General features: G+C 37.2%; 21 protein-coding genes. 18 read left to right on the top strand and 3 right to left on the bottom strand.

What is annotated here, in order from left to right:
- The 12 genes from EPI11_RS14970 (at nt 1) to EPI11_RS14915 (ending at nt 11,516) form a co-directional block, all read left to right on the top strand.
- Nucleotides 1–1,548, top strand: a complete 1,548-nt coding sequence (locus tag EPI11_RS14970; RefSeq protein ID WP_128390789.1) for a RagB/SusD family nutrient uptake outer membrane protein — start codon at nt 1–3, stop codon at nt 1,546–1,548.
- Nucleotides 1,549–1,566: 18 nt separating this feature from the next.
- Nucleotides 1,567–2,670, top strand: coding sequence for a SusE domain-containing protein (locus EPI11_RS14965; protein WP_128390788.1), 1,104 nt, complete (start codon nt 1,567–1,569; stop codon nt 2,668–2,670).
- A 51-nt stretch (nt 2,671–2,721) separates the two neighbouring features.
- Nucleotides 2,722–5,580 (top strand): alpha-amylase family glycosyl hydrolase, encoded by a 2,859-nt coding sequence (locus tag EPI11_RS14960; protein WP_128390787.1) that lies wholly within the window; start codon nt 2,722–2,724, stop codon nt 5,578–5,580.
- Nucleotides 5,581–5,768: 188 nt separating this feature from the next.
- A complete protein-coding gene (locus EPI11_RS14955) occupies nt 5,769–6,245 on the top strand; it encodes a hypothetical protein (protein ID WP_128390786.1) in 477 nt (158 codons plus the stop codon).
- Between the two features lie 23 nt (nt 6,246–6,268).
- On the top strand, nt 6,269–6,550 hold the full coding sequence (locus EPI11_RS14950) for a hypothetical protein (protein ID WP_128390785.1): 282 nt from the start codon (nt 6,269–6,271) through the stop codon (nt 6,548–6,550).
- 212 nt (nt 6,551–6,762) lie between these two features.
- Entirely contained in the window at nt 6,763–7,218 is a 456-nt protein-coding gene (gene rplM, locus EPI11_RS14945) for a 50S ribosomal protein L13 (protein ID WP_128390784.1), read from the top strand.
- Nucleotides 7,218–7,604 carry a 30S ribosomal protein S9 gene (rpsI, locus tag EPI11_RS14940; RefSeq protein ID WP_128390783.1) on the top strand — a complete coding sequence of 129 codons (387 nt, stop codon included), beginning with the start codon at nt 7,218–7,220 and terminating at the stop codon, nt 7,602–7,604. The genes rplM and rpsI overlap by 1 nt, the downstream gene beginning before the upstream one ends.
- Nucleotides 7,605–7,780: 176 nt before the next feature.
- Complete coding sequence (gene rpsB, locus EPI11_RS14935; RefSeq protein WP_128390782.1) at nt 7,781–8,587, top strand: 30S ribosomal protein S2; 807 nt, start codon at nt 7,781–7,783, stop codon at nt 8,585–8,587.
- Nucleotides 8,588–8,689: 102 nt separating this feature from the next.
- A complete protein-coding gene (tsf, locus tag EPI11_RS14930) occupies nt 8,690–9,514 on the top strand; it encodes a translation elongation factor Ts (protein WP_128390781.1) in 825 nt (274 codons plus the stop codon).
- A gap of 99 nt (nt 9,515–9,613) precedes the next feature.
- Nucleotides 9,614–10,219, top strand: a complete 606-nt coding sequence (locus EPI11_RS14925) for a hypothetical protein (RefSeq protein ID WP_128390780.1) — start codon at nt 9,614–9,616, stop codon at nt 10,217–10,219.
- 81 nt (nt 10,220–10,300) lie between these two features.
- Complete coding sequence (locus EPI11_RS14920; RefSeq protein ID WP_128390779.1) at nt 10,301–10,963, top strand: queuosine precursor transporter; 663 nt, start codon at nt 10,301–10,303, stop codon at nt 10,961–10,963.
- Nucleotides 10,956–11,516 (top strand): DNA-3-methyladenine glycosylase I, encoded by a 561-nt coding sequence (locus EPI11_RS14915; protein WP_128390778.1) that lies wholly within the window; start codon nt 10,956–10,958, stop codon nt 11,514–11,516. Before EPI11_RS14920 ends, EPI11_RS14915 begins: the two co-directional genes overlap by 8 nt.
- 115 nt (nt 11,517–11,631) lie before the next feature.
- On the opposite strand, the gene ahcY is transcribed toward EPI11_RS14915, so the two are convergent.
- Nucleotides 11,632–12,948, bottom strand: a complete 1,317-nt coding sequence (gene ahcY / locus EPI11_RS14910) for an adenosylhomocysteinase (RefSeq protein ID WP_128390777.1) — start codon at nt 12,946–12,948, stop codon at nt 11,632–11,634.
- 150 nt (nt 12,949–13,098) lie between these two features.
- On the opposite strand from ahcY, the gene EPI11_RS14905 reads away from it, so the two are divergent.
- The 5 genes from EPI11_RS14905 to EPI11_RS14885 all read left to right on the top strand — a co-directional run bounded on the left by EPI11_RS14905 (nt 13,099) and on the right by EPI11_RS14885 (nt 19,200).
- Nucleotides 13,099–13,743, top strand: coding sequence for a 4'-phosphopantetheinyl transferase family protein (locus EPI11_RS14905; protein WP_128390776.1), 645 nt, complete (start codon nt 13,099–13,101; stop codon nt 13,741–13,743).
- A gap of 2 nt (nt 13,744–13,745) precedes the next feature.
- Nucleotides 13,746–14,378: a nicotinamide riboside transporter PnuC gene (pnuC, locus tag EPI11_RS14900; RefSeq protein WP_128390775.1), complete on the top strand. Its 633-nt coding sequence runs from the start codon at nt 13,746–13,748 to the stop codon at nt 14,376–14,378.
- The gene (locus EPI11_RS14895; protein ID WP_128390774.1) at nt 14,342–16,240 is read left to right on the top strand and encodes a DUF4301 family protein; all 1,899 of its coding nucleotides are present in this window, start codon (nt 14,342–14,344) and stop codon (nt 16,238–16,240) included. The genes pnuC and EPI11_RS14895 overlap by 37 nt, the downstream gene beginning before the upstream one ends.
- A 76-nt stretch (nt 16,241–16,316) precedes the next feature.
- Nucleotides 16,317–16,718 carry an alternative ribosome rescue aminoacyl-tRNA hydrolase ArfB gene (gene arfB / locus EPI11_RS14890; protein WP_128390773.1) on the top strand — a complete coding sequence of 134 codons (402 nt, stop codon included), beginning with the start codon at nt 16,317–16,319 and terminating at the stop codon, nt 16,716–16,718.
- Between the two features lie 319 nt (nt 16,719–17,037).
- Nucleotides 17,038–19,200, top strand: coding sequence for a TonB-dependent receptor (locus tag EPI11_RS14885; protein WP_128390772.1), 2,163 nt, complete (start codon nt 17,038–17,040; stop codon nt 19,198–19,200).
- Nucleotides 19,201–19,281: 81 nt separating this feature from the next.
- Here EPI11_RS14885 and EPI11_RS14880 read toward each other — a convergent pair whose 3' ends face one another.
- Entirely contained in the window at nt 19,282–19,764 is a 483-nt protein-coding gene (locus tag EPI11_RS14880) for an SRPBCC family protein (protein WP_128390771.1), read from the bottom strand.
- 3 nt (nt 19,765–19,767) lie between these two features.
- The gene (locus EPI11_RS14875; RefSeq protein ID WP_128390770.1) at nt 19,768–20,196 is read right to left on the bottom strand and encodes a Rieske (2Fe-2S) protein; all 429 of its coding nucleotides are present in this window, start codon (nt 20,194–20,196) and stop codon (nt 19,768–19,770) included.
- A 162-nt stretch (nt 20,197–20,358) separates the two neighbouring features.
- Between EPI11_RS14875 and greA the strand changes: the two genes are divergently transcribed.
- Complete coding sequence (gene greA / locus EPI11_RS14870) at nt 20,359–20,835, top strand: transcription elongation factor GreA (protein WP_128390769.1); 477 nt, start codon at nt 20,359–20,361, stop codon at nt 20,833–20,835.
- Nucleotides 20,836–20,837: the final 2 nt, after the last annotated feature.

Below are 20,837 nucleotides of genomic sequence, written 5' to 3'. Positions count from 1 at the left end.
ATGAAAAAATTAAGTACATCGATAATTCTGGGATTAAGCTCTCTGGCACTGCTGTTTTCTTCATGCAGTGACGAGCTTGATACTAAACCTAAAGTAGAATTATCATTAGAAAATCTTTTAGCCAAAGACCCTAATGCAATAGAAGGATTATTGTCTAAAATGTATGGAACCTTTGCCCTATCAGGGAGTAAAGGTCCGGGAAGTTCTGATATCACAGGACCGGATCCGGGTGAAACGGCTTTTTTAAGAAGTATTGTTAACCTGCAGGACTTTACAGGAGATGCGATGAAAAACCGTTGGGGAGATGATGGTCTTGACCAGCTTACCACAACTTCAAGATGGGATGCTAACAATAAATTCTTCAGGTATCTATATGACAGGGTTTATTATATCGTTCCTCAAACTACAAACATTATCCTTGTATTAGACAGGGTAGATGTTGCTAATGAAGAACAAATAGTAAGTGAACTTCGTTTTATAAGAGCATTATCTTACTACTATATGATAGACTGTTTTGGTAAAGGTGTAATTGTTAACGAAGAAAACTACGGAAGTACTAAACCACTGCCTGAATCTACAAGAACAGAACTATTTAACTATATAGAAAAAGAATTGTTAGATATTGAAGGAAAAATAAACGCTACAAATCAATATGGCAGAGCAAACAAATCGGTAGTGCGTATGCTTTTGGCAAAACTATACCTTAACGCTGAAGTATATACAGGTACTAAACGTTACGGCGATGCTCTTACTTTTGTAAACAAAGTAATTACAGAAGGCAACTATAAACTTGCCGACAGTTTTGTAAGCCAGTTCTCTGCAGATAATTATACATCTACAGAAGTTATTTTCCCCCTTATTGCAGATGCATTAACCAGCCAGAGTTATGGTAACACTACTTACTTGATAAATGGCTCTACAAGTACAGAGACGATGAGTATTAATGACTTTGGTGTTGCCGATGCCTGGACGGGACATAGAGCTACAAAAGCATGGTACGGTCTTTTTGGAAATCTTCAAACATCTTCAGATGACAGAGCTAAATTGTTCTGGACAACAGGTCATAACTATGAAATGACTGATTATAAAAAATGGTCTGACGGGTACCCTGCTATTAAATTTAGAAATAACAGTTTTAACGGACCAACAACTATTACCAGTTTTTCAAGTACCGATTTCCCTTTATTCAGACTTGCAGATGCTTACTTAATGTATGCAGAATGTGTAGCCAGAGGAGCCGGAGGTTCGGCATCACAAGCACTGGATTATGTAAATCTTATCAGAGGCAGAGCCCATACAACACTTATAGGAGCTTCAGATCTTACGCTTGATTTTATTCTTGATGAAAGAGCCCGTGAACTAAACTTTGAAGGACACAGAAGAACAGACCTTATTCGTTTTGGTAAATTTACAGGTTCTTCTTACCTATGGCCATGGAAAGGCAACACACTGGACGGAGCATCAATACCAGATACTTACAGTGTTTTCCCTATTCCACAGTCTGCACTACAGGCTAACCTTAATTTAAAACAGAATCCAGGCTACTAACCACCAAAAAATATAAAAATGAAAAAAATACTAAACCTATCAGTTATCTCTTTACTGTTTCTTTCTATAATGTCATGTAGCCGCGATGATGATAAAACTGTTGCTACCGCTGCAGATGCTCCGGTTCTTATATCTCCTCAGGATGGTACTGCTATTGTACTGGATAAAGAATTAAAAGAAAACCCTGCCATAACACTGGTATGGAACCATGGTAACTATGATGTAGCTACAGAAATTACCTACACCATTCAAATGGCCGTAGCGGGTACAGATTTTGCAACTGTTATAGACGCTGGAATCACCAGCAAACGTGTATACTCAATGACAGTAGCCGATCTAAACGATAAAGCACTTAAAGCAGGTTTGAAACCTCTTGAAGCAGCTAAGCTGGATGTAAGGATCGTTTCTTCTTTAGGAGACAACAAAGCAATGCCAATGATTTCAAATGCTATATCTATTACCGTTACTCCTTATAGTGCTGCAGACCCAACACTTTTCCTTGTAGGACAACCTCAGGCTTATTATGGTCCTGATGCATGGAAGCCTGAAACAGGAATAGCGATGAGATACATTGGTGACGGAACTACTAAACTATTTGAAGCGTATGTGAAAGTTGGTGCTGATGACGCACTTAAATTTATTACTGTACAAGGTTCTTGGGATGACGTAAATGCTGTTAATGGTAATTATGGTAAAGCTGATACAGATGGAACGCTTAAAAATGATAATGGTGGTGACATTAAAGTTGCAGCTACAGATGGTGATGGTTTTTATTACATACAGGTAGATTTAGATAACCTTACATACAAATCGGTTAAAATGAACTGGGGCATTATAGGTGCTGCAACACCTGGTGGATGGGACGGAGAAACACCGATGTTATATGATTTTGCAAACAATAAATTCAAGATCACTGCTACTTTAACTGCAGACGAAATGAAATTCAGGGCTAAAAATGCCGGAGATTTTATCTATGCAAGCGAGTGGAAATTCCAGGTTGGTAATGCTGACCCTAAAGTAGCCTATGACAATGGATCAGGAAACTTCACTGTTACGGCAGGAGAACATAACATAGAACTGGAAATTGGTTTTAAAGGTGCCGCAACCCTTACGGGAATATAAATATTAAACTAAAAAGGGCTGTTCATTCAGCCCTTTTATATTTATTCTATTATGAAAAAAATTACACTCTTATTTTTACTGTGTGGTTTGTTTGGCTTTAGTCAGCAGCAAACCATAACCTATAGCATTACACCTGCAAGCTTTCAGGAAAGCACACCAATAACCATCACCGTTAACGGATCCAGTATTAACGAAGCTACATGGGGCATTCCCAACAATGCAATTTATCTTTGGGCGTGGTCGCTGGATACTAATTTTGAGGACAGCCAGGACTGCCCAACAAACGGCAGCTGGATCAGCTCTAACGAGGCTAATAAATTTACTTACAATGCAGGCAGCGATACCTATACCTTAAACGTAACACCTACAGCTTTTTTTAACAGGACAGGTATTGGCCGAATTGGTTTTCTTATAAAAGCCAAAGACGGCAATGGAGATAAAAAATCGCAGGATATAATAGTTAACGTAGGCACTTTCCTTGTTACCCTTACATCTCCGGCACAAAACAGCACTACCATTATCAATTCGGGCGGAAGCCTGAATATCGCAGCGACAAATACAGGCGAAAATGCTTCCTATGTTCTAAAAGCAAACGGTGAAGTAATAAATACAAATACTTCAACAGCAAGTTTTACTTATAATCATACCAATATAACCGAAAACAAGAACTATGAACTTGTGGTTACACAAGGTGCTAATGCGTCTACTAAACTCTTTTCTGTTATAGTAAATCCGGTTACAGTATCCGAGGCAATGCCTGCAGGATTGGAAGACGGAATTAACTATAATGTAGATACTACTAAAGCAACTCTGGTTTTAGATGCTCCCGGAAAAGACTTTATTTATGTAGCCGGAAGTTTTAATAACTGGGCTCCATTATCGGCGCATGCCATGAAAAAAGATCCTGAAACAGGAAAATTCTGGCTGGAATTAACAGGACTTACCGCAAATGAAATATACAGCTATCAATATTGGGTAGTAGACCAAACGCCTATTACAAACTCACCTGCTTTAGTAAAAACCGCCGATCCCTACTCTACTCTGGTATTATCACCGTTTGATGATCAGTACATCCCTTCATCAACCTATCCAAACCTGCCTGCATATCCTACAGGACAGGAAAGAGAAGTTACCGTATTACAAACAGGGCAGGTTGCTTATAACTGGCAGGTAACAAGCTTTACCAAACCTAAAAAAGAAGACCTTGTAATCTATGAAGCTTTGGTCAGGGATTTTGATTCCAACAGGAATTACCAAGATCTGATAGACAAAATGGACTATTTTACTACACTAGGCATTAATGCCTTAGAACTTATGCCTGTAATGGAATTTGAAGGCAATGAGAGCTGGGGTTATAACACCTCTTTTCATTTAGCGAATGATAAGTTCTACGGCCCCTCAGACAAGCTTAAAGAACTGATAGACCTTTGCCACCAAAATGGTATTGCAGTAATACTGGACGTTGCATTAAACCATGCATTTGGACGTAACCCAATGGCCAGAATGTGGATGAATGACCCTGACGGCGACGGATGGGGAGAACCCAGCACCGAGAATCCTTATTTTAATACCGTGGCAAAACACAGTTATAATGTAGGAAACGACTTTAACCACCAACAGCTAAGAACCCAAAACTATGTGAAAAGGGTTGTAAAGCACTGGATAGAAGAATACAAAATAGACGGTTTCCGTTGGGACCTTACCAAAGGTTTCACCCAGAATTGTACCGCTGAAGACGAAGGTTGTACCAATGCATACCAGCAGGACAGGGTAGATATCCTTAAAGAATATGCTGATTACTCATGGAGCCTGGACCCAACACACTATACCATTTTTGAACATTTAGGAAGTGATGCTGAAGAAAAAGAATGGGCAAACTACAAATTTGAAGAAGGCAAAGGTGTTATGTTATGGGGTAAAGTGACCGATGCTTATAACCAATTAACAATGGGCTATGCAGACAATGCTAACATTAGCCGTGTAGGTCATAATGCACATGCCGGATTTTTAGGCAAAAGAGTAGTAGGCTATGCAGAGAGCCATGATGAAGAAAGGCTTATGTATAAAAACCTTCAATATGGTAACGCAGTAAATACCGCTCACAATGTAAAAGACCTTAATGTAGCACTATCAAGAATAAGTGCACAGGGAGCAGTACACTTACTGGTTCCTGGCCCTAAGATGATATGGCATTTTGGTGAACTGGGTTGGGATCTTTCCATCTTCACCTGCAATGACGGAGTAGTTAACGCACCAGGAGGAACAGATGGCGACTGTAAACTAGACACTAAACCACAACCGCAATGGACGAACAACTGGCTTACTACAGTACAGCGAGAAAAGATATACTACGACTGGAAAAGAATGATACAGCTTAAAAAAGATGAAGCTGTATTTGAAGGCAATTATACAATGGCAAATACAAATACATTAACACCAAAAATATATGTATCGGATGCATCATTGCCGTCAACACAATTAAATAGTGTAGTAATTTTAGCCAACTTTTATGTAACTGCGCAAAACATAACACCCGATTTCCCTGCTACAGGAACTTGGTACAACCTTATGAATAATGCTGCTGTTGAAATTACAAACCCTGTAGCTCCAATAAACTTACAACCGGGGGAATTCAGGATATTTGGAAATAAGCAGGTGGTTTTAGGTACAGATAATAATATCTTCCAACAGGTTGCACTCTACCCTAACCCGGCTTCAGACTTGTTTACCCTTAATGTAGCGACTTCAAAAGTAGAAGTATACAGTATAACAGGTCAATTGGTAAAATCGTTTGGCAGCAGTGCGCCGTTTACGGTTTATGATGTTAATGGTCTTAACGCAGGTCTTTACATTGTAAAAGTAACTGACACTGATAATCGCCAAAGCACCATGAAGTTAATCAAGAAATAGTTGAAGTTAGTTATATAGAATTCAAAATAAGACCCGCCATTATGGTGGGTCTTTTGTTATATAAATCATAAAGGTACTGGATAAACAAAGGCTATGTTTTAAATTTAGAATTCGAGAGCTATAACAATTACTGTTACCCTCGGCCTGTCGAAGGGCAATTCATAAAATACCATTATAAATAATTTACCATGAAAAAGACACTACTGATAATAGCCACAGCATTTTTAATGACCATGTGCAGCACTACTAAAACCAGCAAAAGCAGTACTGTCGATACAAAACCGGAAGTACAGTACCGAGACGGTTTTAAATCGGCTTCCGATAAAGAAAAGAATGCTTTATTAAAAAAGCTGAATGCTGCCGATGCAAATTCTTCAATCGTGATATTGACCAAAAATTATAAAGGAGAGAAAATCGTTATATCTAACGAAAAGAAAACACTGGAAACCATTACAGCAATTTCAAATACAAAAAGCGGTTTTGCAGCAGTAACAAGAATAGACAATACCGTAGACACAAAAATATTTGATAACTACACTAAAAAAGAAGTAATCCTTCCTGCAAAAGAAGCCCAAAAACACAAATATATTTATGTCATGAAAAAACCGGGAGCACCAATCCCCTTTCTTATTACCTATAGTAATACATTAAGAACACTGGAATAATGATTATTTTGTATGTTTGATATATGGACATTATTGAAACAATTTTAAAAGATAAAGAACATTATTATGCTTTAGCTCACAGCCATTATAATGCTTCTGATAAAAGTGACTTTATAATAACACCTTCATTAGCAAAGAATAAATCTATATCATTACTTCTCGATCATGAATTCATCTTTACGCCAGCAATCCAGATACAGCTCAATCTGTTTATAGAAAATGGATTGCTTTCGATTGGTACGTATACCCTATATACGGATCAAAGTGAAGAAAATATAATTGATGAATTCCTGGTAATTGTATAATTGATACATTCTTCACAGAGACAAATCATTACAGTCATTAGTGCTTCGTCAATGGTTTGTTTCGTTAAAAATTTAAAGTATCTTTACCGCTCTCATCTTCAAAAAATTATCTGTTTGTAATAATTTTTTATTCCTATTTGAATTTCTCATAAATAGTTGTACTTTTGCAACCCCTTTATTGGGGATGGAATGTTTAATTAAAATTATTTATTGTGAACACATTAAGCTACAAGACAGTTTCGGCTAACAAGGCTACCGCTCAGAAAGAGTGGATCGTTGTAGACGCTGAGGGTCATAATTTGGGCCGATTTGCTTCAAAAGTTGCGATGCTTTTAAGAGGTAAATACAAAACGAATTATACACCGCACGTGGACTGTGGAGATAACGTAGTAGTTATCAACGCAGAAAAGATCAACCTAACAGGTAACAAACTGGATGACAAAACGTACATCCGTCACACAGGTTACCCAGGTGGACAAAGAACTTTAACTGCTAAAGTATTACAGGCAAAAAACCCTGCAATCTTAGTAGAGAAAGCTATTAAAGGAATGCTACCTAAGAACAAACTTGGGGCAGAATTATTCCGTAATTTGAATGTATACGTAGGAACTGAGCACAAACATGATGCACAGAAACCTAAAACCGTTAACCTAAACGACTTAAAGTAATGGCTACTATCCACAAAATCGGTAGAAGAAAAACCGCTGTTGCCCGTGTCTATGTTACAGAAGGAACAGGAAAAATCACGGTAAACAAAAAAGAATTCGCAACTTATTTCCCAACAGCTACTTTACAGTACAAAGTAATGCAGCCTCTTGCAATGACAGAGAACGCAACTAACTTTGATGTAAAAGTAAATGTTTACGGAGGTGGTTCAACAGGACAAGCAGAAGCTGTGAGAATGGCTCTTGCTAGAGTAATGTGCGAAGTTGATGCTGAAAACAGAAGCATCCTGAAGCCAGAAGGCCTATTAACAAGAGATCCAAGAATGGTTGAGCGTAAGAAATTCGGACAGAAGAAAGCGCGTAAAAGATTCCAGTTCTCTAAACGTTAATATGCTGCTATCGGGATTTTCCCGATACAGTTCATTTTTATTATTGAATTTAAAAACAATGTTGTTGTTGCCCGTTGAGGCGGGAGTTAGTTTAGCATCTAAATGCGCAAGGCCGGAATTTTATCGCCACTTGTACATTGCTTATATTACTCAACAGAACGTAAACTATTACAAAAATGGCAAATAAAGTAGAAGTTAAAGACTTACTGGAAGCTGGTGTTCATTTTGGACACATGACCAGAAAATGGGACCCAAACATGGCTCCTTACATCTATATGGAGCGTAATGGAATTCACATTATCAATCTATATAAAACTGCAGCTAAAATTGAAGAGGCTAACGAAGCCCTTAAAAAAATCGCTGCATCAGGCAGAAAAATTCTTTTCGTTGCTACTAAAAAGCAGGCAAAAGATATCGTTGCTGAAAAAGCTGCGGCTGCAAACATGCCATACATCACTGAAAGATGGCCTGGTGGTATGTTAACAAACTTCGTTACTATCCGTAAAGCTGTTAAAAAAATGGCTTCTATTGATAAAATGAAGAAAGACGGTACATTCATGACACTTTCTAAGAAAGAGCGTCTACAAGTAGATCGTCTACGTGCAAAACTTGAGAAAAACTTAGGTTCTATCGCTGACATGACAAGGCTTCCTGCTGCGTTATTCATCGTAGATATCAAAGCTGAACACATCGCAGTAAAAGAAGCTCAAAAATTAAACATTCCGGTTTTCGCAATGGTAGATACTAACTCTGACCCACGTCAGGTAGAGTATGTTATCCCTGCAAATGATGATGCTTCTAAATCTATCGACAAGATTTTATCTTTAGTTACCGGTGCGGTTATCGAAGGTCTTTCTGACAGAAAATCTGATAAAGATGATTTCTCTGCTGAAGGTCAGGAAACTGCTGAAGTAGCTGCTGCTCCTGCTGTTGAAGTTGCTGCTCCTGTTACAGAAGCTCCAACTGCTGCTACAGAAGAATAAAGATAACATTACAATAAAGCCGTTGTGCTGGTACATGTTTACTTTTGTAGCATTATCAACATAACGGCTTATTTTTTTTTATAACTATAAATACAATTCAAAATGGCAAATATTACTGCTGCAGACGTAAATAAACTTAGAACAATTACAGGTGCCGGTATGATGGACTGTAAAAAAGCTCTTGTTGAAGCTGACGGAGATTTTGATAAAGCTATCGAAAACCTTCGTAAAAAAGGACAAAAAGTAGCTGCTAACAGAGCAGACAGAGAATCTTCTGAAGGTGCTGTTATTGCTGTTGTTAACGCTGACAAAACTGCTGGTGTAGTTATCTCTCTTAACTGCGAGACTGACTTCGTTGCAAAAAACGAATCTTTCGTTAAACTTGCTAACGATCTTGCTAACCTTGCTATTAACTTTGATACTAAAGAAGCATTTCTTGCTACTGACTTTAACGGAATTACTGTTGAAGAGAAACTTATTGAGCAAACTGGTGTTATCGGTGAAAAAATCGAGATCGGTTCTTTTGAAAGACTAGAAGGTGCATTTGTTGGTTCTTATATCCACGCTGGTAACAGAATCGCTACTTTAGTAAGCCTTTCTGCTAACGTTGCTGGTGCTGAAGAAGCTTCAAGAAACGTTGCAATGCAAGCTGCTGCAATGGCTCCTATCGCTCTTAACGAAGAAGGTGTTGATTCTGCAATTATAGAAAAAGAAATAGAAATCGCTAAAGATTTACTTCGTCAGGAAGGTAAGCCAGAGGCAATGCTGGAAAATATCGCTAAAGGTAAATTAGGTCGTTTCTTTAAAGACAACACCCTTGTAAACCAAGACTATATTAAAGACAGCAAACTAAGCGTAAGCGAGTACATCAAATCTGTTGATGCTTCACTTACTGTTACAGGTTTCAAAAGAGTTGCACTTGCTTAAGTAACTGCAAACAAATATATAAAACCCCAAATCAGAAATGGTTTGGGGTTTTTCTTTTATCATGAGGTTATGTACATTTGAAAACTAATCAACAAACAAATGAAAAAACTTGCCATTCTACTTCTTTTATCCGTCTTCGGATGCAATAAAAAACCAACAGAGAATAAGATAGAAACACAGCAAACAGACACCGTACAATTTAAACCGGCATACAAAACAGCTGAAGCTATACCTGAAAAGTTATATTCCGAAACAGAAATAGAAATCGACCTACAGGGAAATGGAAATAAAACAAAAGCGTCCCTGCAGCAAATTAAGGAACAAGTTGGAAATCCTCTTGAAGATGGCACTCCGGCAGAATATATTATAAAATTTGATAATGCAAATATTCCTTCACTAAACATAGGATGCTGTGCTGCAAAACTAATTAATGAAGGTGATCTGAATAATGATGGAAATGAAGAGCTATCTATCTACCAGGAACCGATGAATGGTTGCACCTATACCATGACAACCTATACCTTTAAAAACGGGGAATGGAAGCAGCTTATACCTCCTTTTTTAATTCCAACCGCTTGCGAAGAAATCCCTTTAGATGAAATTAAGAAAAGAGTATTTCAGGAAAAAAACAAAATTTATATCTATCAAACTGATATAAATGACGAGAATTTAAAACTCATCAAAACAGAAGCAAAACTGCAATAGCAACAATGTAAAATCGTTTACTTTTAGATTTTTTATTACCCCAAACAAATTGCCTACTTTTGATGTTTTAGATTATTCCTTATGTTTCAATCCAGAAAAGATACCGTCTATGTTATTTTAGCCGGTATATTTATCACAAATGCTGTAGTTGCCGAACTTATTGGCGGCAAGCTTATTCACATTGGCCCATACGTTATGAGTATAGGCATTTTACCATGGCCTGTAGTGTTTATTACCACAGACCTTATTAATGAATACTTTGGCGAAAAAGGTGTCCGCAGGCTTTCTACAATTACCGCATTCCTTATTGCCTACTGCTTTATATTGCTCTTTCTGGCTATGCAGATTCCTGCAGTAAAAGGAATGGGCACAACCGATTCTCAATTTAACGGCGTTTTTGGACAGAGCCTCTGGATTATCGTTGGAAGTATTGCTGCTTTCTTAGTTTCTCAATTAATTGACATAACAATCTTCCACTTTGTAAAGAAGCGCACAGGCAACAAAATGATATGGCTCCGCAGTACAGGATCTACCGTTATCTCTCAGTTTTTTGACAGCTTTATAGTATTAGGTATCGCTTTTTATGCCACAGGCATTATGGACACTGAAACTTATATATCTTCAGGACTTACAGGTTATTTAGTAAAACTAGGGCAGGCTGTGTTACTTACCCCGCTTATCTATTTAGGACATTCACTTATAGAAAAGTACATTCACAACGATAAAAACAAACCCCATGAGTGAGAAATTAAGATGTAAATGGTGCGTAGGCGATGCGCTCTACGAAAAATACCATGACACCGAATGGGGTACTCCTGTGCATGACGACCAAACCCTGTTTGAGTTCCTTTTACTGGAAACGTTTCAGGCCGGATTAAGTTGGATTACGATTCTTAGAAAACGTGAGTCCTTCCGCAATGCTTTTGACAATTTTGATTATAAAAAAATCGCGCAATACGATCAGGAAAAAATAGACGCCTTATTACAGGACGCCGGAATCATCCGTAACCGATTAAAAGTACTTTCTGCCATTAGTAACGCACAAGCGTTCATGAAAGTTCAGGAGGAGTTTGGTTCGTTCTCAAAATACTATTGGAATTTTACCAATGGAAAACAAATAGACAACAAATTCACGTCGATGGCTCAGGTACCTGCCACCACTCCCCTTTCTGACGAGATAAGCAAAGACCTAAAAAAACGCGGATTTAAATTTGTAGGTTCAACCATTATATATGCCAATATGCAGGCAACCGGTATGGTAAACGACCACATTATGGAATGCTGGACGAGAAAATAGATTTTATTAAGATATTAGAAAAACTACATTCAAATCCTATAAAAAACAAAACCCCGCTTTACAGCGAGGGTTTTTTATTTGTAAATGATCTTAACTTCAGAACAAAATCTAAAAATTAGTATCTGTAGTACTCCGGTTTAAATGGACCTTGTACTTCTACACCAATGTAAGCAGCCTGCTCATCATTAAGTGTTTCTAACTCTACACCTAGTTTAGCAAGGTGAAGTGAAGCCACTTTTTCGTCAAGGTGTTTAGGCAGCATGTATACTTTGTTTTCGTAAGCATCACTGTTTGTCCAAAGTTCAAGCTGAGCAAGAGTTTGGTTAGTAAACGAGTTACTCATAACAAAACTAGGGTGTCCAGTAGCACAACCAAGGTTCACAAGACGACCTTCTGCAAGAATAATGATATCTGTACCGTTGATCGTATATTTATCAACCTGAGGCTTAATTTCGATTTTAGATGCACCATGGTTTTTGTTTAACCAAGCCATGTCAATTTCGTTATCGAAGTGACCGATGTTACAAACAACAGTCTTGTCCTTCATTTTTTCGAAATGACGGCCTACCACGATATCTTTGTTACCTGTAGTTGTGATGATAATATCTGCAGTACCGATAACTGTATCCAGTTTTTTAACCTCATAACCATCCATAGCAGCCTGAAGCGCACAGATAGGATCGATCTCAGTAACAGTAACAATAGAACCCGCACCTCTAAAAGAAGCAGCAGTACCTTTACCTACGTCACCATATCCACAAACGATAACTCTTTTACCGGCAAGCATAAGATCTGTAGCACGACGAACCGCATCTACAGCACTTTCTTTACATCCGTATTTGTTATCGAATTTCGATTTAGTAACTGAATCATTAACATTGATAGCCGGCATAACAAGTGTACCGTTTTTCATTCTTTCGTATAGACGGTGAACACCTGTAGTAGTTTCTTCAGAAAGACCTTTGATAGCATCTACAAGCGCAGGGAAACGATCGAACACCATATTGGTAAGATCTCCACCATCATCAAGGATCATATTAAGTGATTTACGGTCTTCGCCGAAAAACAAAGTCTGCTCTATACACCAGTCAAATTCCTCTTCGTTAAGGCCTTTCCATGCATAAACCTGTATACCTGCAGCGGCAATAGCAGCAGCAGCATGGTCTTGTGTAGAGAAAATGTTACATGAGCTCCAGGTAACTTCTGCACCTAATGCAACTAATGTCTCGATAAGAACAGCTGTTTGGATCGTCATGTGAAGGCAACCAGCAATACGCGCACCTTTAAGTGGCTGCTGTGCACCAAACTCTGCACGAAGTGCCATTAATCCCGGCATTTCGGCTTCTGCAAGGCCAATTTCTTTTCTACCCCATTCCGCAAGCGAAATATCCTTTACTTTATATGCCACAAAAGGCAGCGTTGTAGTACTCATGAATATTGTATATTTGTATTAGCAAAAAAATTTTTGCAAATTTAGTGAATTGGTTTTTAATCAACCGATTTTAACAACAAATTAAAAATTTATGCCGTTACTATAATTGTTTGGTAAACAAGAAGATGATTTCGGCCTTAACAACGATCAATGCCTTTATACAAATCGATTATAATAGATGCAGATACCCAACTGCTCATCTGGAAGAATACAGAAAGTCTCGAAGAACTGTCGCAGCAGGTACAGCTTAAAGATGTTTGTTCTTTAAGATTAAACGGTATGAAATCTGAACTGCATAAAAAAGGTTTCCTGGGTGTACGTATGCTTATGCAGGAAATAGGCTATACTGATTTTGATTTGTTTTATGACACCGATGGTAAACCACATCTAAAAGACGGCAAACATATATCCATAACCCATTCTTATGCTTTTTCGGCCATTATTATAAGCAGCCGCGAAATAGGAATAGACATGGAACTGCAACGGGAAAAAATAATTACCATTGCTAATAAATTCATAGAACCCGAATTCGCTTATCTAGATCCGCTCCACCTTAGTTTGTACATGCAAAAATTAATGGTGATTTGGGGTGTAAAAGAAGCGGTATATAAAATGATGTCACGAAGCGGACTCAGCTTTAAGCAGAATATTTATGTTTTTCCATTCGAATTGAAAGAAAAAACAGGAACAGCATCGGTTCAATTTGAAGAGATAAACGAAACCTATCCTTTTTTCTTTGAAGAAATTGAAGATTTTATTTTAGTGTATTGCTTAGGTACTAAAACCACACAGTAATAATGATAACAATTTTCGATTTTCTTTTCGGGCAGTATAAAGATTATAGTACGCTGCATATCATACTGGAACTTATCGCTACCATATTTGGAATTTTTAGCGTGGTATATTCTAAAAAAAATAACATTCTTGTATATCCTACAGGATTAATAAGTACAGCCATCTATGTTTACCTGCTATTCAAGTGGCATTTATATGGAGACCTTATCATCAATGCCTATTACTTTTACATGAGTATTTATGGCTGGTTGCTTTGGAGCCGTAAAGACAATACAAATCATGACCTGCTTAAAATTACAATGATGACAGCATCCGACAGGACAAAATCGGCAGTGATTTTTCTGGGGTCGATAATTGGCGTTTCTATTGTTTATATTTATTTTAATAAATTTACCTACTGGTGGGCATATATTGATACTTTTATAACCGGTTTATTTTTTGTGGGAATGTGGCTAATGGCCAAACGCAAGATAGAAAACTGGTTATTTTTAATTGCAGGCGACATTATTGCCATCCCCCTGTTTTTTCTTAAGGGCTATACCCTTACGAGTATTTTGAATATAGTTTTAACTATAATTGCCATTTTTGGCTACCTGTCATGGAAGAGAGCATTACAAAACGAAAAGCTAACATAATAAACATTACTGTTTACGGAAATAACCTAAACGGAAGAGAGTTAACAAGTGAATTAACAACATTTATTGACTCAGATGGTAAAGATGCGCGTGAATTTATATTCAGAACGGCAAGCATAAATATTGCCCTGAACGAAAACGACAAGAGTACCAATCTTTTTATTATAGCTGCAGATGAAAATTCCGATGTAAACATTGAAAAACTATTGCGCTCCCTCGAAAAAAATGACAGTTCGCATATTGTAATTACCACTACTACTCCCGAAGAATTTACAGCACAATGCAAAGCTGTTTTAACTTCTCTAAAAATAGCTTTAGATATGGAGTTTAGCATTTCTGATTTAACGGACATCTGGCAGAGGGGAATTCCTCTTGAAAAAATAAAACAGCAGCTCCACGTTTTTAAGAACGGAATAGCAAAAACAACATTAAAAAAACCTGCTCGTTTGGAAGATGGCATTTTTGCAATGCCTTATGATGCAGCCCAAAAATATGCTTCTTATTTTGATGACAAAAAAGACAATTTTAAACTCACCAAGTTTGTACCATCATCTGGAGCAGCAAGCAGGATGTTTAAATTTCTTATTGAATTTATTGCAGAATTCGATCCTGCCAAAGAAACTATAAATGCATATATAAACCGTAAAAAACAAAGCGAACTCAATGTATTTCTTGTTGGTTTAGATAAATTTCCGTTTTATAAAGAAGTTTCAGAGGCATTTAAACAAAATAACCCTGGCTGGAGAAAAGACCAAAAGGCCTATTATTTTATAAAGACCTTATTAGAAGACAAATCATTTGATTTTGCAAATAAACCTAAAGGCATACTTCCGTTTCATAAATATGGCGACTTTATTGCTACTCCAATATATGAACATTTAAAAGAAAGTGTGGCTTATACCAGCTCTCAAAAACAGGCCTATGTACACTTTACCATATCCGAAGATCATCTTGATGGCTTTTTAGATAGTATCAATGAAGTAAAAACCGGAATTGAATTAGAGTCCTGTACAACAATTAACGTGAGTTTCTCCTATCAGCAAAAGTATACCGACACCCTTGCTGTAACAATAAATAATACTCCTTTTCGAGAAGAAAACGGACAATTACTTTTTAGGCCGGGCGGTCACGGTGCTCTTATAGAAAACCTTGGAAAACTGGATGTAGATATTGTTTTTATAAAAAACATAGACAATGTAAGCCATAACAACATTAAAACCATTGCACTATATAAAAAAGCGCTGGCTGGTATACTTATACAATTACAAGAACAGCTTTTCTCTTATTTAGAAAAAATTGCTCAAAACGATATTTCAGAAGAGTGTATAGAATCCATCTTTACTTTTGCTAAAGAAAAACTTTCACAGCATATACCAACAGACATATCTAAATATACGCTTGCACACAAAACTGAATATGCTGCACAGCTGCTTAACAGACCTATTCGTATATGCGGTATGGTGAAAAATGAAGGTGAGCCGGGAGGTGGCCCTTTTTGGATTGTAGAGAAAAATGGTAATTTGTCACTACAGATCGTAGAAAGTTCTCAGGTTGATCTTGAAAACAAAACACAGCAACAATTATTTTCTAATTCGACCCATTTTAACCCTGTTGATTTAGTATGCGGATTAAAAAACTATATAGGTGAATTCTTTAATCTGCAGGATTTTGTAGATAGTTCCTCCGGATTTATTACTTATAAAAGCCGATTGGGTAAAGAAGTAAAATCATATGAATTACCCGGATTATGGAATGGCGCTATGGCCGGATGGATAACTGTATTTGTAGAAGTTCCTTTGGAAACTTTTAATCCGGTAAAAACAGTAAACGACTTATTAAAACCTGCGCATCAGCCACAATAATTTCAGATTCTGCAATCTGTATACATAACTTACATAAAACCACATCTCTTGAATAGCAAGCGATGGATAATATACAATGAACAAAGAATTAATTATATCAGAACTTGACTTTAAAGCCGTAAGAAGCAGTGGTGCCGGCGGACAGAACGTAAACAAAGTTTCGTCTAAAGTTGTACTTAGCTTTAACCTTACTGCATCACGCGCGCTTACAGAAGAAGAAAAAGCATTGGCAGAAGTCCGCCTTGCTTCAAAACTCACAAACGATAAAGTACTGATACTTCAATGCGATGAAGACAGAAGCCAGTTTCGTAATAAAGATATCGTTATAAAACGATTCCTTTTAATGATCGAAAATGCTCTTAAAGAAGAGAAACCAAGGAAACCTACTAAAGTTCCGCGTGCTGTTATTAGAAAACGTATAGAAAACAAAAGACGCCAGGCCGATAAAAAACAATCGCGCAGAAGACCTGAACATTAAATTTTTATTACTAGATATCAAATCATTAGATCTTAAATCCATTTCTATCTAGTGCTTTAAAATAGATCATAAGAAATAGAAACGCCTAGCTTTTCGTTCTAATAATCTAAAAATCTCACAATCTAAAAATCTTTTTATTACTTTTGCGCCGTCTCAAAGGGGTGCTCTAAATAACGAGCTGAGATTATACCCAAAGAACCTGGGCAGGTAATGCTGCCAAGGGAAAAGACAACATTGTGAAGCACATATCACAATGTTGTCAGTAAACCATTAAAAACAAAAGAATAATTACCCCTTTTATTTGTAAACTATTTTACGAATGAAAACCTTATTGACTTTTTCTAAAAAAAGTAAAATCCCAAGACTGCTTGGTTCATCTTTAGCATTTGGCTTTTTCTCTTTAACTGCCTTTGCACAGGAAGTGCAAAAAGACTCAACAAAAACAAAAGATTACAAACTGGAGGAAGTACTGGTACAATCTGTACGTGCCACGGCTCAGGCTCCCGTTACTTTTAGTAATATAAGTAAACAACAACTGGCTCCAAGAAATTTAGGCCAGGACATCCCTGTACTATTAAATTACCTGCCATCTGTAGTAACAACTACTGATGCCGGTAATGGTATTGGTTACACTTCTATGCGCGTGAGGGGTGCAGATGCTACCCGTGTAAACGTAACATTAAATGGTATTCCTTTTAACGACTCAGAATCTCAGGGTTCATTTTGGGTAAACATGCCCGATTTTGCCTCATCTGTAGAAAACATTCAGTTACAACGTGGCGTAGGTACTTCTACAAACGGTGCAGGTGCTTTTGGTGCCAGTCTTAACTTACTTACAGATGCTTTTCAGCAGCAATCAAGTGGTGAAATATCCAACTCTTTTGGAAGCTTCAACTCACGTAAGCACACTGTAAAGTTTAGTACAGGACTAATGAATAACAAGGTTGAGATTGCCGGAAGATTATCAAACATCGCATCTGACGGATATATAGACAGAGCATCATCCAACCTTAAATCTTATTTTCTACAAGCCACATATGTAGGCAATACTACATTAATTAAAGCCATAACCTTTGGCGGAAAAGAAAAGACATACCAGGCATGGAACGGTATTGATACTGCAACACTACAAAGTAACAGGCGTTTCAACACATCAGGAATGTATACAGATGCTAATGGGAGCGTTAAATTCTATGACAATGAAACCGATAACTACGAGCAAAATCATTATCAATTGCATTGGAATGAAAAACTAAGCAGCAACTGGACAACAAACCTTGCCGCCCACTACACTGTAGGTCAGGGTTATTATGAAAACTACCAGGACGATGCTAAATTCTCTAAATATGGATTACAACCTGTTAACATAGATGGTGTTGTAGTAACTAAGGGTGACCTAGTTACCAGAAAATGGCTTGTAAACGATTTTTATGGTACTACTTTTTCTGCCAATTATAAAAATGACGATCTTGATGTGATGGTAGGCGGTGCATGGAACAGGTATGAAGGAGATCACTTTGGTGAAGTGATATGGGCTTCTTATTCCGGAAATGTGCAACCGGATGACAGGTACTATAATGACAACGCTACGAAAACAGACTTTAACGTATATTCTAAAGCGACTTATAAAGTTGCCGAAAAATGGAGCCTTTTTGGTGATTTACAATACCGAAAAGTAAACTATAAAGCAGACGGTGTATTAGCAGATCCTGTAAACGATACCTTTAACTTTTTTAACCCGAAAGCAGGTATTACTTATAGTCTAAATATAAAAAACAATATTTATTTTTCTTATGGCAGGGCAAATAAAGAGCCGCGTCGTGACGATTATGAAAATGGCAGTGCTAAACCAGAACAATTAAACGACTTTGAGTTAGGCTGGAGATTTAATACTGGTAAGCACGCCATTAATATTAATGGATACTACATGAGGTATAAAGATCAATTAGTGCTTACAGGAGCTTTAAATGACGTAGGCGCACCTGTTTATACTAACAGTGGCGACAGTTACCGTTTAGGTCTTGAAATTGACGCAACGATATCCTTGACCGATAATTTTGTACTTAGGCCAAATATCGCGGTAAGTGATAATAAGAACATCGACTTCTTTAACGAAACCGAAGCCGGAGTGCAAAAACTGGGTAATACTCAAATAGCATTTTCACCAAACTTTATAGGTACTAACCAATTGTTATATAACTACAAAAACTGGCATGCAATGCTGGCTACAAAATTTGTTGGTAAGCAGTACATGGACAATTTAGAAGCAAGCAACTCTAAGCTTAATGGCTACTCTACAACAGATGTTAATGTAAGCTATGAATTTAGGCTAAAATCCATTTTTAAAGCTATTGTATTAACCGGACTCGTAAATAACGTCTTTGACCAAGAGTATGTATCTAACGGATATATGTATGGCGACCCATATTATTACCCGCAGGCAGGTATAAACTTTCTTGTAGGAGCAACATTTAAATTCTAAAGATCCAACTAAAAAAATTACTACTCATACAAAACAGGGGAGCCAATTGGCTCCCCTGTTTTGTTTTTGTCTGTTATTCTATTACTTGAACTTCAAAATGCTCTGTGTTTTTTCTGCATCTTCTGCATATTCCCGGATAATTTCATTTCGTTTTAAAAGAAGTTCTTTCATATATTTTTCAAGAAAAAGTACATCTGCCAAATGTCCAACTAGTCCATATGGGCTTTGGTAATTAAAAATATCTGTCACAGCTGTCATCCCATTTTGCTCTTTTAAGATATGTTCATGCTTAAAACCCTTAAAAGCTCCAGACACCATCTCATCTGCAAAATAGAACGGAGCATCAAACCCTGTTATTTTAGAGGTAAGCAATTGTGTTATTCCAAAATGCTTTGCTTTCCAGGTAACCGTTTCTCCCATGCCTATAAGTCCTGATGTCTTTCCGGCTACAGCCTGCTCACCAGTATGCGCGGTAGATATAGTATGAAGATCAATACTTCTTGAAAGGTCAAATACTACCTCAATAGGAGCATTGATAACCATTTCTATTTTAATAACCGGCATAGGTTAGTTGTATACCCTTAACATATTAGGAGCTAGCATTTGCACTCTGTATTGCTTTAAAGGAAACTCTACCTTAGTGCTTGGCTGCCCGGTAAAGAGGCTATACTCTACTCCATCGCAAGGGCATTTTACTAATATCCCTTTTATTTCAAGCACAGAACAATTGCTCAAGGCCTGATTAGGGCAGCTCGCCTCAAAAGCCGTATAACTTCCGCCTACATTCATCACAATAACACCATTAATACCAATACCCAACTGAGTAACACGCACCGGGTTTGAAGGAAACTGAAGCTGACTATACAAAGGCAGATCCAGATTAATATCTATCGAAAAATTATAATTTGGTAAATACCTGTTGTTATTTGTAAAGTCATCTTTACTGCAGGCACCAATAAAAGGTAGTATTAATAGTAATAAAATATATTTTTTCATGTTGTAATTTTTTAGCGTTATAATTATGAAACAAATTTAATTTAATTAACTTTGACGTATGCTATTGCATATTTAAAAATTGAAATATCAAAAAAATATTATCTTTGCAGTGAGAAATCCCGTCCTGATGGGATTTTTTCTATTTATATAAACGACGAAGTTATGAGTACAGTATCTTATTACACAGCAGAAGGATTAAAAAAGTTAAGAGATGAACTTGATCAGCTAAAAAGCATCGAAAGGCCTAAGGCATCGGCTGCTATTGCTGAAGCAAGAGATAAAGGAGATCTTTCTGAAAATGCAGAGTATGATGCGGCTAAAGAAGCTCAGGGTCTGCTTGAACTGAAAATATCTAAAATGGAAGAAGTTGTGTCTAACGCACGTCTTATCGACGAGTCGCAGCTTGACAACTCTAAAGCACTTGTGCTGTCTACCGTAAAAATAAAAAACCAGGGTAACGGAATGGAGATGAAATATACTCTTGTTGCCGAAAGTGAAGCCGACCTTAAAACCGGAAAAATATCTGTTACATCTCCAATAGGCAAAGGTCTTCTTGGAAAATCTGTAGGTGAAATTGCCGAGATCAATGTACCAAACGGAACACTTAAATTTGAAGTATTAGAAATATCAAGAGACTAAGT

Source organism: Flavobacterium cerinum (assembly GCF_004028155.1).
In the GTDB taxonomy this organism is placed as follows: Bacteria; Bacteroidota; Bacteroidia; order Flavobacteriales; family Flavobacteriaceae; genus Flavobacterium; species Flavobacterium cerinum.
The sequence above is the reverse complement of the archived record's forward strand: the minus strand, read 5'-3'. Positions and strand labels throughout refer to the sequence as shown.

Bases quoted from the DNA above. Each gene is read 5' to 3' on its own strand.
- EPI11_RS14970 (WP_128390789.1), top strand. From the start codon at position 1: ATGAAAAAATTAAGTACATCGATAATTCTGGGATTAAGCTCTCTGGCA.
- EPI11_RS14965 (WP_128390788.1), top strand. From the start codon at position 1,567: ATGAAAAAAATACTAAACCTATCAGTTATCTCTTTACTGTTTCTTTCT.
- EPI11_RS14960 (WP_128390787.1), top strand. From the start codon at position 2,722: ATGAAAAAAATTACACTCTTATTTTTACTGTGTGGTTTGTTTGGCTTT.
- EPI11_RS14955 (WP_128390786.1), top strand. From the start codon at position 5,769: ATGAAAAAGACACTACTGATAATAGCCACAGCATTTTTAATGACCATG.
- EPI11_RS14950 (WP_128390785.1), top strand. From the start codon at position 6,269: ATGGACATTATTGAAACAATTTTAAAAGATAAAGAACATTATTATGCT.
- rpsI (WP_128390783.1), top strand. From the start codon at position 7,218: ATGGCTACTATCCACAAAATCGGTAGAAGAAAAACCGCTGTTGCCCGT.
- rpsB (WP_128390782.1), top strand. From the start codon at position 7,781: ATGGCAAATAAAGTAGAAGTTAAAGACTTACTGGAAGCTGGTGTTCAT.
- tsf (WP_128390781.1), top strand. From the start codon at position 8,690: ATGGCAAATATTACTGCTGCAGACGTAAATAAACTTAGAACAATTACA.
- EPI11_RS14925 (WP_128390780.1), top strand. From the start codon at position 9,614: ATGAAAAAACTTGCCATTCTACTTCTTTTATCCGTCTTCGGATGCAAT.
- EPI11_RS14920 (WP_128390779.1), top strand. From the start codon at position 10,301: ATGTTTCAATCCAGAAAAGATACCGTCTATGTTATTTTAGCCGGTATA.
- EPI11_RS14915 (WP_128390778.1), top strand. From the start codon at position 10,956: ATGAGTGAGAAATTAAGATGTAAATGGTGCGTAGGCGATGCGCTCTAC.
- ahcY (WP_128390777.1), bottom strand. From the start codon at position 12,948: ATGAGTACTACAACGCTGCCTTTTGTGGCATATAAAGTAAAGGATATT.
- EPI11_RS14905 (WP_128390776.1), top strand. From the start codon at position 13,099: ATGCCTTTATACAAATCGATTATAATAGATGCAGATACCCAACTGCTC.
- pnuC (WP_128390775.1), top strand. From the start codon at position 13,746: ATGATAACAATTTTCGATTTTCTTTTCGGGCAGTATAAAGATTATAGT.
- EPI11_RS14895 (WP_128390774.1), top strand. From the start codon at position 14,342: ATGGAAGAGAGCATTACAAAACGAAAAGCTAACATAATAAACATTACT.
- arfB (WP_128390773.1), top strand. From the start codon at position 16,317: ATGAACAAAGAATTAATTATATCAGAACTTGACTTTAAAGCCGTAAGA.
- EPI11_RS14885 (WP_128390772.1), top strand. From the start codon at position 17,038: ATGAAAACCTTATTGACTTTTTCTAAAAAAAGTAAAATCCCAAGACTG.
- EPI11_RS14880 (WP_128390771.1), bottom strand. From the start codon at position 19,764: ATGCCGGTTATTAAAATAGAAATGGTTATCAATGCTCCTATTGAGGTA.
- EPI11_RS14875 (WP_128390770.1), bottom strand. From the start codon at position 20,196: ATGAAAAAATATATTTTATTACTATTAATACTACCTTTTATTGGTGCC.
- greA (WP_128390769.1), top strand. From the start codon at position 20,359: ATGAGTACAGTATCTTATTACACAGCAGAAGGATTAAAAAAGTTAAGA.